Source organism: Mesorhizobium sp. M4A.F.Ca.ET.022.05.2.1 (assembly GCF_003998845.1).
GTDB lineage: Bacteria > Pseudomonadota > Alphaproteobacteria > Rhizobiales > Rhizobiaceae > Mesorhizobium.
In genome coordinates this window covers 1-10,834 of record NZ_RZOJ01000190.1, presented here as the reverse complement: position 1 = coordinate 10,834, position 10,834 = coordinate 1, and the positions used below count along the sequence as shown (strand labels likewise).

The 10,834-nt window shown below is 63.5% G+C and carries 11 protein-coding genes; 4 read left to right on the top strand and 7 right to left on the bottom strand.

The features are described 5' to 3' along the window. Together EN745_RS20205 and EN745_RS20195 are read left to right on the top strand one after the other, a co-directional pair. Positions 1-3,375, top strand: a 3,375-nt coding sequence (locus EN745_RS20205) for a vitamin B12-dependent ribonucleotide reductase (RefSeq protein WP_127422091.1), incomplete at its 5' end; no start/stop codon positions are given. A 285-nt stretch (positions 3,376-3,660) separates the two neighbouring features. Then, positions 3,661-4,113, top strand: a complete 453-nt coding sequence (locus EN745_RS20195) for a pyridoxamine 5'-phosphate oxidase family protein (protein WP_127406558.1) — start codon at positions 3,661-3,663, stop codon at positions 4,111-4,113. 24 nt (positions 4,114-4,137) lie between these two features. On the opposite strand, the gene EN745_RS20190 is transcribed toward EN745_RS20195, so the two are convergent. Both EN745_RS20190 and EN745_RS36230 read right to left on the bottom strand, forming a co-directional pair. After that, positions 4,138-4,800 carry a class I SAM-dependent methyltransferase gene (locus EN745_RS20190; RefSeq protein ID WP_245482403.1) on the bottom strand — a complete coding sequence of 221 codons (663 nt, stop codon included), beginning with the start codon at positions 4,798-4,800 and terminating at the stop codon, positions 4,138-4,140. 44 nt (positions 4,801-4,844) lie between these two features. Beyond that, the gene (locus tag EN745_RS36230) at positions 4,845-5,012 is read right to left on the bottom strand and encodes a hypothetical protein (protein ID WP_189363102.1); all 168 of its coding nucleotides are present in this window, start codon (positions 5,010-5,012) and stop codon (positions 4,845-4,847) included. Positions 5,013-5,119: 107 nt separating this feature from the next. Between EN745_RS36230 and EN745_RS20185 the strand changes: the two genes are divergently transcribed. After that, positions 5,120-6,034 (top strand): LysR family transcriptional regulator, encoded by a 915-nt coding sequence (locus EN745_RS20185; protein WP_127422089.1) that lies wholly within the window; start codon positions 5,120-5,122, stop codon positions 6,032-6,034. 66 nt (positions 6,035-6,100) lie between these two features. Here EN745_RS20185 and EN745_RS20180 read toward each other — a convergent pair whose 3' ends face one another. Both EN745_RS20180 and EN745_RS20175 read right to left on the bottom strand, forming a co-directional pair. Continuing rightward, a complete protein-coding gene (locus EN745_RS20180; RefSeq protein ID WP_127422088.1) occupies positions 6,101-6,643 on the bottom strand; it encodes a DUF2314 domain-containing protein in 543 nt (180 codons plus the stop codon). 183 nt (positions 6,644-6,826) lie between these two features. Then, positions 6,827-7,921, bottom strand: a complete 1,095-nt coding sequence (locus EN745_RS20175; RefSeq protein WP_127422087.1) for a GH25 family lysozyme — start codon at positions 7,919-7,921, stop codon at positions 6,827-6,829. Positions 7,922-8,146: 225 nt separating this feature from the next. Here EN745_RS20175 and EN745_RS20170 point away from each other — a divergent pair, with 225 nt between their 5' ends. Continuing rightward, complete coding sequence (locus tag EN745_RS20170) at positions 8,147-9,058, top strand: hypothetical protein (protein ID WP_127422086.1); 912 nt, start codon at positions 8,147-8,149, stop codon at positions 9,056-9,058. A gap of 55 nt (positions 9,059-9,113) precedes the next feature. On the opposite strand, the gene EN745_RS20165 is transcribed toward EN745_RS20170, so the two are convergent. From EN745_RS20165 to EN745_RS20155, 3 genes are all read right to left on the bottom strand, one after another. Continuing rightward, positions 9,114-9,326 (bottom strand): hypothetical protein, encoded by a 213-nt coding sequence (locus tag EN745_RS20165; protein WP_127422085.1) that lies wholly within the window; start codon positions 9,324-9,326, stop codon positions 9,114-9,116. A 270-nt stretch (positions 9,327-9,596) separates the two neighbouring features. Further along, positions 9,597-9,992, bottom strand: a complete 396-nt coding sequence (locus tag EN745_RS20160; protein ID WP_127422084.1) for a GFA family protein — start codon at positions 9,990-9,992, stop codon at positions 9,597-9,599. A 178-nt stretch (positions 9,993-10,170) separates the two neighbouring features. After that, the coding region (locus EN745_RS20155) for an alpha/beta hydrolase (protein ID WP_145992077.1) at positions 10,171-10,834 on the bottom strand (664 nt) is incomplete at its 5' end.

Below are 10,834 nucleotides of genomic sequence, written 5' to 3'. Positions count from 1 at the left end.
CGTGCCTTCCGCGACGAGCTTGCCTATATGCTGGCCACGCAGCGCGTCGCGCCGAACTCGCCGCAATGGTTCAACACCGGCCTGCACTGGGCCTATGGCATCGACGGCCCGAGCCAGGGTCACTTCTATGTCGACCCCTTCACCGGCAAGCTGACCAAGTCGAAGTCCTCCTACGAGCATCCGCAGCCGCATGCCTGCTTCATCCAGGGCGTGCAGGACGACCTCGTCAACGAAGGCGGTATCATGGACCTGTGGGTGCGCGAGGCGCGCCTGTTCAAGTATGGCTCCGGCACCGGCTCCAACTTCTCGCTGCTGCGCGGCGAAGGCGAAAAGCTGTCCGGCGGCGGCCGCTCGTCCGGCCTGATGAGCTTCCTCAAGATCGGCGACCGCGCGGCGGGCGCCATCAAGTCGGGCGGCACGACGCGCCGCGCCGCCAAGATGGTCATCGTCGACGTCGACCATCCCGACATCGAGGAATTCATCGACTGGAAGGTCAATGAAGAGCAGAAGGTCGCCTCGCTGGTGACCGGCTCCAAGATCGTCAAGAAGCACCTCGAAGCGATCATGAAGGCCTGCGTAAATTGCGAAGGCCATGACGACGACTGCTTCGATCCGGCGATCAACACCGCGCTGAAGCGCGAGATCAAGGCGGCCAAGAAGGACGCCGTGCCGGAGAACTATATCTACCGCGTCATCCAGTTCGCCCGCCAGGGTTACACCTCGATGTCGTTCAAGACCTACGACACCGACTGGGATTCGGATGCCTACCTCACCGTTTCCGGCCAGAACTCCAACAACTCGGTGTCGCTGAAGGACAACTTCCTGCGCGCCGTCGAGGCCGATGGCGACTGGCAGCTCACCGCCCGCAAGGACGGCAAGGCGCTGAAGACGCTGAAGGCGCGCGACCTGTGGGAAAAGATCGGCTACGCGGCCTGGGCGTCGGCCGATCCCGGCCTGCACTTCAACACGACGATGAACGACTGGCACACCTGCGCTTCGGCCGGTGCGATCCGGGCCTCCAACCCGTGCTCGGAATACATGTTCCTCGACGACACGGCCTGCAACCTCGCCTCGATCAACCTTCTGCCCTACCGCAATGCCGACGGCACGATCGACATCGCCACTTACGAGCACACGGTGCGGCTGTGGACCATCGTGCTCGAAATCTCGGTGATGATGGCGCAGTTCCCGTCGAAGGAGATCGCCAAGCTCTCCTACGAATACCGCACGCTCGGCCTCGGCTACGCCAATATCGGCGGCCTGCTGATGACCTCGGGCATACCGTACGACTCCGACGAGGGCCGCGCCATCTGCGCCGCGCTTACCGCGATCATGACCGGTACGGCCTACGCCACATCGGCCGAGATGGCCGCGGAGCTCGGCGCCTTCCCAGACTATGACCGCAACGCCCAGAACATGCTGCGTGTCATGCGCAACCACCGCCGCGCCGCCTATGGCGACAAGGACGGCTACGAGAAGCTCGCCGTCAATCCGGTGCCGCTGGTCGCGTCCGATCTGAAGCAGCAGGCGCTCGCTGAGCATGCCAAGGCGGCCTGGGACCGCGCCATCGAGCTCGGCGAGGAGCACGGCTACCGCAATGCGCAGGCAACCGTGATCGCGCCGACCGGCACGATCGGCCTGGTCATGGATTGCGACACCACCGGCATCGAGCCCGACTTCGCGCTGGTGAAGTTCAAGAAGCTCGCCGGCGGCGGCTACTTCAAGATCATCAACCGCGCCGTGCCGGAAGCGCTGCGCACGCTGGGCTACTCCGAAAGCCAGATCGCCGAGATCGAGGCCTATGCGGTCGGCCACGGCAACCTCAACCAGGCGCCCGGCATCAATCCCGGCTCGCTGAAGGCCAAGGGCTTTTCCGACGACAAGATCGCGGCGCTGAACGCGGCGCTGAAGTCGGCCTTCGACATCAAGTTCGTCTTCAACCAGTGGACGCTGGGCGCCGACTGGGTGAAGGAGACGCTCGGCTTCACCGACGAGCAGCTCGGCGATTTCTCGTTCGAGATGCTGCCGGCGCTTGGCTTCTCGAAGAAGGACATCGAGGCCGCCAACATCCATGTCTGCGGTGCCATGACGCTGGAAGGCGCGCCGTTCCTGAAGGCCGAGCACCTTGCCGTGTTCGACTGCGCCAGCCCCTGTGGCAAGATCGGCAAGCGCTCGCTGTCGATCAACAGCCACATCCTGATGATGGCTGCGGCGCAGCCCTTCATTTCCGGCGCCATCTCCAAGACCATCAACATGCCGAATGAAGCGACGGTGGAGGACGCCAAGAACGCCTACATGCTGTCGTGGAAGCTGGCGCTGAAGGCGAACGCGCTTTATCGCGACGGCTCGAAGCTGTCGCAGCCGCTCAATGCCTCGCTGCTCGCCGACGGCGAGGAGGATGAGGACGAGCTGGTCGAGCAGCTGATCGCGGCGCCCGCAGCGCAGCGCGCCGTGCAGGTGACGGAGAAGATCGTCGAGCGCGTGGTGGAGCGGCTCTACCGCGACCGCGAAAAGCTGCCGAACCGCCGCAAGGGCTACACGCAGAAGGCGGTGGTCGGCGGCCACAAGGTGTATCTCCGCACCGGCGAGTTCGACGACGGGCGGCTCGGCGAGATCTTCATCGACATGCACAAGGAAGGTGCCGCCTTCCGCGCGATGATGAACAACTTCGCCATCGCCATTTCGCTCGGCCTGCAATACGGCGTGCCGCTCGATGAATATGTCGAGGCCTTCACCTTCACCAAGTTCGAGCCGGCCGGCATGGTGCAGGGCAACGACGCCATCAAGAACGCGACGTCGATCCTCGACTACGTGTTCCGCGAGCTCGCCGTCTCCTATCTCGCCCGCCACGACCTCGCCCATGTCGACCAGTCGGACTTCGACAAGACGGCGCTCGGCCGCGGCATCACCGAAGGCAAGGCGACGCCGTTCTCGAAGGGCCTGACCCGCGGCGTTTCGCCGGTCAAGCTGGTCTCGGGCGCTGGCGGCGATCCCAAGGGCTTTGGCGGCTCGGCCCCGACGACGGCCCCTGCCCGCGCCGCACCCACCGCCTTCTCCGGCTCCAACGTCTTGACGCTGAAGCCGGCGAGCGACGAGGCCATCGCCTACAAGCGCGACTATGAGGAGCGCGCCAGGGAACTGGCCGAGGACATCGTCGAGGAGGAAGCCGAGGTTTCCAGCACCGAGGCACTGTTCACCGACGCCGCCGCGCAGGAAGCCGCCGACGCCAAGAAGCTCGCCGCGACACGCCGCCAGCAGTCGTTGCTGCAGGGCTACACCGGCAACGAATGCTCGGAGTGCCACAACTTCACCATGGTGCGGAACGGCACCTGCGAGAAGTGCGACACGTGTGGAAGCACGAGCGGGTGTAGTTGAGGCGATTTGATCCGCTAAAACGGAACATTATCGGCCCGATCGTAAGATCGGGCTGATTTTGTTTGATCGATCAACGACCCAAAAACGATATGATCGACCACATCACCATCGAAGTGAGCGCTCTCCTTCCCCCTTGTGGGAAGTTGGATCAGCGCGCGGCGCCAGACCCGACCAGCCATTGCGGCCGAAGCCTGCTTGCCCGCAATTGCGTTGATGCAGGTCAATGCAAGGCTACCCACGAGCCCCAAATATAGCCACCGTCGGCAATGACGTCGGAGGCAAGGGATGGACCAGGAGATCAAAAACAAGATCGAAACGCTGTTGGATCAGCACCGGGTCATGACGATCGCGACCTTGAGGCCGGACGGTTGGCCGCAGGCGACGACCGTAGGCTACGTCAACGAAGGCCTCACGCTCTATTTCCTCTGCGGTCTGGAAAGCCAGAAGGCGGCCAATATGGCGCGGGATGATCGCGTGTCGTTGACCATCGACCACGACGCGCCGCAGGTGATGGAGATCACTGGACTTTCCATGGCGGCGCGCGCGCAGGAGGTTACAGACCGGGCCGAAGCTGAAAAGGTTTTACGGATGCTGCCGATGAAGTATCCGCCGCAAGTCGCGCTGCCCGGCCCGATGCCGACGCCAGAACAGGTCCGTATTTTCCGCGTGGTGCCTTCGGTCATTTCCGTGCTCGACTACTCGAAGGGATTTGGCCATACGGATCTCGTCACCTGTTGAGGGTCATACCGGAACCCCATTTCGTCATCCTCGGGTCAAGCCCGACGATGACGAGGGCGCGAGCAGCGCCTCTCCCGTACCCCATCTTGCCGGCCTGACAGCCAGGAACGTGTTCCATTCCTCGCTGTTGCGGCCAATGTTGAAATCGTCCCTGATCAGCACCAGCCCGGCGCTCTCAATACGCGCCGCAAAATCGTCCCTACGCCACAAGACGGTATGATAGTTGCCATCCGTCTCGCCGTCGCCATTGCGCATCGATACCAGGAAGGCGCCGCCTGGCCGCAGCGAGCCGGCTATCTTGGCAAGCACCTGATCGATCTGGTCGCGGGGCACATGGATCAGGACAGCGAGTGCCAGGACAGCATCGTAGGGTCCGCCGAGTTCGTCGGTGAGGAGATCAAGGAGATCACCCTCCTTGCCGCGCGCAGCCTGCAACTCGAGAAACCGCTTGGTTGCGTCGGTGCGGCGAACCTTGACGCCCAGACCCTCCAGAAAATCAGCGTCGTATCCCGCTCCCGACCCGACTTCGAGAATCTGACCGCTTGTGCCGGCGATCGCCACGAGGCGCTTAAGCGATGCCTGTTCTCTCTCGTTGGGAACATGCCGCACGATGGCGTCGTAGCGTTCCGCATAGTCCTCATAGGCATTGATCGTTTGACGGCTCTTCGCCAAAGCCTCCGATGACATCTTTCCCTCCCTCGGATCTAGGTCGGTCGAAGCGTGGGATTGCCTCAACGAAGGGTGCCGGGAGGCACGTGTCCGTCGAGCATGCCGATGTCGCGCAGGAAATGGTCCGACAGTGAACGGCGGTCGAGCAGGCCGCGCGTGCGGGGCCTGAACGGCGCGATGAAGAGGTCGAGAACCGGTCGACGAAGCGTGTTGTAACGGGTGGTGGTCATTGCCGTGTGTCCTTTCGGGTTCGAGTTCGATGACCAGAGCATGCCGTTTTCCGGCCTTGGATTCCAATCGAACCTCGCGTAGCATGCATCAGGAGGATTGATGCGTTATGAGTTGGGAGCTGCCGCCGCTAGGCGCCATCCGAGTGTTTGAGGCCGCGGCGCGGCTGGGCAGTTTCACCAAGGCGGCCGAAGAACTCGGCATGACCCAGTCGGCGGCCAGCTATCAGATCAAGGTGCTGGAAGAACGCGCGGGAACGCCGCTTTTCATAAGAAAAACAAGACAGATCGCCCTGACCGAGGCCGGACAGCAGTTGGCGCCGCACGCATCAGGCGCGTTCTCGGCCCTGGCCGATGCGTGGGTCGCGACCAAGGGCGGCGCGACCGGCGTGCTGTCGGTGACGACCATGGAGACCTTCGCAACGAACTGGCTGGCCGTATGGCTTGGAACATTCCAGCTGATGCATCCCGATCTCGCCGTGAAGGTGAACACATCGCCCCGCCTAGTCGATTTCACGCGCGAGGACATGGACGTCGGGATACGCACGGGCACCGGAAAATGGACCGGCCTGACGGCTCACTATCTGTTCAAGGCGGACTATACGCCAATGCTCAGCCCGAGACTGGCCGAGAGTGTGGGCGGCATCCACCGTCCCGAGGATCTCTACAAGGTGGCGCTATGCTGCGCCGACGATCCCTGGTGGAAAATCTGGTTCGAGGCAGCCGGCGTGCCGTTCGAACCCGATCGCGTCATCGCGGGTCCGACGCTGGGGTCGCAGGCTTACGATGCAATGGCGGCGCTGACCGACCAGGGCGCCGCGATCCTCACCCGCAACATCTACAATGCGCTGCTGGCCAAGGGACAGTTGATCCAGCCTTTTGAAGTGCTTGGATCCGATGGCGACGGCTATTGGCTGGTGCATCTGGAAAGCCGCCGCAATGCACCCAAGATCAAGGTGTTCCGCGACTGGGTGCTGGCTCAGACGGCCGAGATACGCGAGCGCGAAAGACGCGAGGCAAGGTAAGGGTAGGGTCAAGCCCGAGGATGACGACTGCGCGGGGTGCGACTCTCCTCCTCTCGGGGAGCCGGATCAATCCTTGAAGGTGATGCCGTATTTCGCGGCCTGTTCCTTCGGCATGTCCGCAAACGCCTGACGCACGGTATAGCCGCCGTAAACCTCGCCGCCGTTCTTGACCATCCAGTCCTCGACGTCGGCTTCCTCCACCGTCATGCGGTCGCCCATCTTGTACTTGGTGCCGTTGACAGGTTCGTCGGCAAGCAGGCCGATGAAGGTGCCGTCGCCCAGGCCGGTGAGCTGCATCCAGATGTGCTCGGTGGCGCCGTTCTGGGTGAGCGGGAACTTCACCGTGTAGGTGCCGGGCGTGCCAGCGGCCATCAGCTCGTGGAAGCGCGGCAGCGTCGAGTGGCCCTTGTTCTTGGCGGCCTGCATCGACTTGTCTTCGGTGGAATAGGCGACGACGTTCTCCGTCATCGCGCGAGGCGCCGTCTGCGAGGCGCCCGGCGCCGCGGCCGGAATGGCCATCGGCTTGTCGCTCCGCCCATGCCCGAGCGCATTGAAAAGTCCGTAGCCGACAGCGGCCACAAAAACGATTGCCAGAACCGGATTGCGCATCGACTCCTCCATGCCCATTCATGCTCGGCCGCCTGTTGCGCGCGGCATGCATGATTACGCCGATGTTACCAGCCGGGCATTGCAGGACCACTAAGGAAAAAGGTGAGTGGATCCTTAGCAAAACGCTGAAAATGCCGCCGGGGGATGGGGCAGCCTGCCGGTAATGGCATCAGCCGAGAGCGCTCAGTCGGCGTCGGCGACAGTCATCTGTCCACCGGCCCAGGCCCGCCAGGCGCGCTCGTCGCCGTGGAAGACGTTGAGGTCGATGCGGCCCCTCACTCCGTGCGACAGGCCGGAGCCGGAATATTGCCAGAACAGCCATTTGCGGTCGGGATAGACCTTCGACGGATGGCGCGCGACAGCGCGCAGCCAGAACGGATAGTCGAGGAAGGCGCCGCGCAGATTGTCGCGATAGAAGTCGGGGCTGGTGTAGATGATCGGCCGCTGGCCGTAGTGGCGTTCGAGCTTGTCCATGAACACCTGCATCTTCTCCAGCACTGTCTCGCGCGACGGCCGCCGCTTGCAGGAGGATTCGCCGTTCCATTCGACATCGATCACCGGCGGCAGCGCGCCCTCAACCCGCGGCACGTTGCGGATGAACCAATCGGCCTGCTCGCCGGCGGTGCGGCACCAGTAGAAGAAATGATAAGCGCCGCGTTTCAGCCCGGCGGCATCGGCATTGCGCCAGTTCGTCCTGAACATCGGATCTAGATGATCGCCACCATCGGTGGCCTTGATGTAGGCGAAGTTGGCGCCTTGGGCGCGCAGCTTTCCCCAGTTGACGTTGCCCTGCCAGCGCGAAACGTCGACGCCGTGCACCGCAAGGTGCCGGGGCGAGGCCCGACCGAAATTGATCGGCTTGGCATCGCGAAAGCCATATCGGGTGACGGGGCCGGCCAGCATCGCCGGCGCCGCGCGAGACAGCCGCTTCGGCGGCGCCATAAGCGCCGCCGGCTCGACCGGCGGTTCGACACTGTCGGGAAGATCAGGCGCAGGGAATGCCACCGTCTCTTCCTCGGCTAGGCCGAAGGGACGCGCATTCTCTTCAGGCAATGACGCCGGCGGCCTGATACGGGCGGTGCCGGCCATCGACACTGTCTCGTCGGTGGCTTCGGTCTCAGCAGTCGCGACGGCCTTCGCCACCGGTGCGCTTGGCCTGACGACGGAACTGGTGATCTCGTTGGACGGCACCTGCAAGGCGTCCATGCCCGATGTGGACGAGCAGCCGGCAAGGCACAGCGATGCAAGCACAAAACTGACGACGCCTGGGAACCGCATCTGGACCTGTACACGAAACAAAACAGGCCGAAGGCGGATTTGCCGCCGGCAGACACGATTCCTAACGAGAAATTGCCAATAAATGTTGAATCAAGTTGTTAGGGATAAAATGGCGGCTCCGACGGCAGGCTGCCGGTGCTCCATATCTCGCTTGACAAGCTCGGCCATAATATTATCCTCCACTAATCTTACATTGTAAGGCTAGGAATTTCGGGAGGGGAAGCCATGTCATCCGCCCTGTCAGAACTGGAACCCGTAATAGTGCCGGTGCCGCATCCGCCGGCCATCGCGATCGAAAACGTGTCGGGCGACTTCAGCCGCGCCATCGAGCGCGCCGAGGTCAATGCGTGGCTTGACCTCTACGCTGCGGCGCCGGCCGATTTCGCAACGAGGCAAGGGCTTTCGATGGCGGCAGAAGGCGATCTGGCCTGGACCACCTGCACGACGATCCCGTTCATCCATTTCAACTGCGTGAAGAATCTCGGCGTCGACGGCCCGGCCACCGAAAGTCAGCTCGACACGCTTCTGGCGCATTACCGCGCTGCCGGCATCTCGCGGCCCTGGTTTTATGTCAATCCGCACACCGAACCTTCCCGGCTCAGATGCTGGCTCGAAGCGCGCGGCCTGCAGCGCCAGGGCGGCTGGGAGCGGATCTATCGCGAGGCAACACCGCTGCCGCCCGAACCGCTGTTCCCGGCCGATGGGCTCTCGGTCGAGCGGGTGACGCAAGCAACGGCTGCCGAATGGGCCGGCTTCATCGATCGCCAGTACAGGCTGCCGACTTCACCCTGGCTGCTGGCGCTGGTCGGCCGCAACGGCTGGCATCATTACATCCTGAAGCGGGACGGCGCGGTGGCGGCGGTGCGCTCGCTGTTCATCGGCGCCGACGGCGCGGCCTGGAGCGGCATCGACGCGCCGGTGCCCGGCATCACGGCGCCGAGCTTCGATCTCGACGCAGTGCTTGGCGAAGCGCTGGTCCGCGACGGCCTGGCGGCCGGCGCGAAACTGTTCGTCGCCGACATCGAGGCGCCGCATGAGGAGCGCGACGGACCCGCCTATCGCAACTATGCCCGCCTTGGCTTCCGGATCGCATATTTCCGCAGCCATTACAGCTATTTGCCGGCTGCCTCGAATTAAGCAGCTAGGCTTGTTTCCGGACGGAAGACCGCTTCACACTCTTGCTGGAATTACTTTAGACCCGCAGCCATTGCCGGAAGCAGTTCTTGGCGACCATGTGGGCCGGCGGCACCATCGGCTGGCCGGCGCGCATGTCGCCAGCCGCGCTGCCGCGAGCCCTCTCGAGCAGGGTGCGAAGCTCGGCTGGCTGCACGCGGTCGCGCTCCATCACGAGCCGGACCATCGGGTCGTTCAAAAGCTCGTCCAGGGTGTTGATGCTCTCGCTCATCCGTCGCCTCCTCGAATGCCGGCCCGCGCACGATAGATAGGCAGCCAATGATGGCCCGCCAATGACGCTTTGCCGGCTATGTCGTGAATCGAAGATGAAATTTTTGTGCAGGCGCTTCCCCTTCTCCCACCAGGGACAAGGTGGATCGGCGCGCAGCGCCGAGACGGTTGAGGGGTGCAGGAAGGATGAGACGTCGGCGTCTTCTGGAACACCCCTCATCCGACCGAGATTCGCTCGGCCACCTTCTCCCACAAGGGGTGAAGGTAAACTCTACCCGGGTGGCAGGCCCTCATATTGCGGCAGGCCGTCGTCCAACCGCACCCAGGGCTGCTTCGAGGCCGTCCAGAAATGCATGTCGGGCTTGAACAGGGAAGGATCGTCGAGCGAGCCGGAGGTGATGCCAAGAATACCTCTGGAATCGCGCCTGGAAAACAGCGTCGCACCGCAGGCCGCGCAAAAGCCGCGCTTGAGGTCCGGCGAGGAGTTGACCGTCGCCACCTCGCCCTCGACGGTCACGTCGTCGATGCGAAACAGCAGCCGCGCGTTGAACGCCGCGCCGATCGCCTTCTGGCAGATCCGGCAATGGCAGACGCGTTCGTTGATCGGCGCCACCTCGGCGCGGTAGCGCACCGCTCCGCAGAGGCAGCCGCCCTGATATTTCGTCATCGCCGGTATCCGTTCGCTCGGTAAGAATGCCGGAACCGTAGCCGGGCGGGGAGCTGCGTCAATTGAAAAGCTTTTATGGGAAGCCATCGGTTGCGATGATGCGACCGGCAGAGATGGTAGCGCGTCCAAAAGCACGCGGCCGCCTCCAGGGAGACGGCCGCATGAGATTGCCGACCCGCTATTCGGTTGCGCCGAGCATCTCGTCCCAACTCTTCACCTTGGTCACGCCGTCGAGGAAGGGCAGTGCGGTGGCGGGCAGTTCCGGCGCGAAAAAGATGTCGTAGTGGGTGCGGTTGGGGATGATCGCCAGCCGGTTCTGCGACAGGTTCTCGCGCATCCAGCCGGCATCCTGGCCACCGCCGAGCATCTGGAAGAACTTGATCTCGTGCTCGGGCTTGTACATGTCGCTGTCGCCATAGACGAGCATGACCGGCATTTTCAGCTTCGGCACATCGGCCGAGAAGTCGCGCTCGTTGCGCATGAAGGCGCCGAGCGTATCGAGCAGCCTAGGGAAATCGTCCGGATGCGGCGCCACGGCGACGTAGGATTTGTACATCGGCGTATCCTTCATGAACGGGGCCGCCGCCGCGCTCACCTGCGCCTGCTGCGGGCGCATCTCGTCGTAGAAGCCGTTGGTGGCATAGCCCGTCGACACCATCACCAGCCGGCGCACCGCCTCCGGGTGCTGGACAGCGATGCGGAAGGCGACGCCGCCGCCCAGCGAATAGCCCATGACGTCGACCCGGTCGTAGCCAAGCGCCTTGACGATCGCCGCCATGTCGTTGCCCATCGCTTCGACGCTGAACGGCCGCTCGCCAAGCGCCGTGCGGCCATGGCCCTGC

Excerpts from the sequence above, each read along its gene's own strand:
- EN745_RS20195 (WP_127406558.1), top strand. The coding sequence starts at position 3,661 with ATGGACCAGGAGATCAAAAACAAGATCGAAACGCTGTTGGATCAGCAC.
- EN745_RS20190 (WP_245482403.1), bottom strand. The coding sequence starts at position 4,800 with ATGTCATCGGAGGCTTTGGCGAAGAGCCGTCAAACGATCAATGCCTAT.
- EN745_RS36230 (WP_189363102.1), bottom strand. The coding sequence starts at position 5,012 with ATGACCACCACCCGTTACAACACGCTTCGTCGACCGGTTCTCGACCTC.
- EN745_RS20185 (WP_127422089.1), top strand. The coding sequence starts at position 5,120 with ATGAGTTGGGAGCTGCCGCCGCTAGGCGCCATCCGAGTGTTTGAGGCC.
- EN745_RS20180 (WP_127422088.1), bottom strand. The coding sequence starts at position 6,643 with ATGCGCAATCCGGTTCTGGCAATCGTTTTTGTGGCCGCTGTCGGCTAC.
- EN745_RS20175 (WP_127422087.1), bottom strand. The coding sequence starts at position 7,921 with ATGCGGTTCCCAGGCGTCGTCAGTTTTGTGCTTGCATCGCTGTGCCTT.
- EN745_RS20170 (WP_127422086.1), top strand. The coding sequence starts at position 8,147 with ATGTCATCCGCCCTGTCAGAACTGGAACCCGTAATAGTGCCGGTGCCG.
- EN745_RS20165 (WP_127422085.1), bottom strand. The coding sequence starts at position 9,326 with ATGAGCGAGAGCATCAACACCCTGGACGAGCTTTTGAACGACCCGATG.
- EN745_RS20160 (WP_127422084.1), bottom strand. The coding sequence starts at position 9,992 with ATGACGAAATATCAGGGCGGCTGCCTCTGCGGAGCGGTGCGCTACCGC.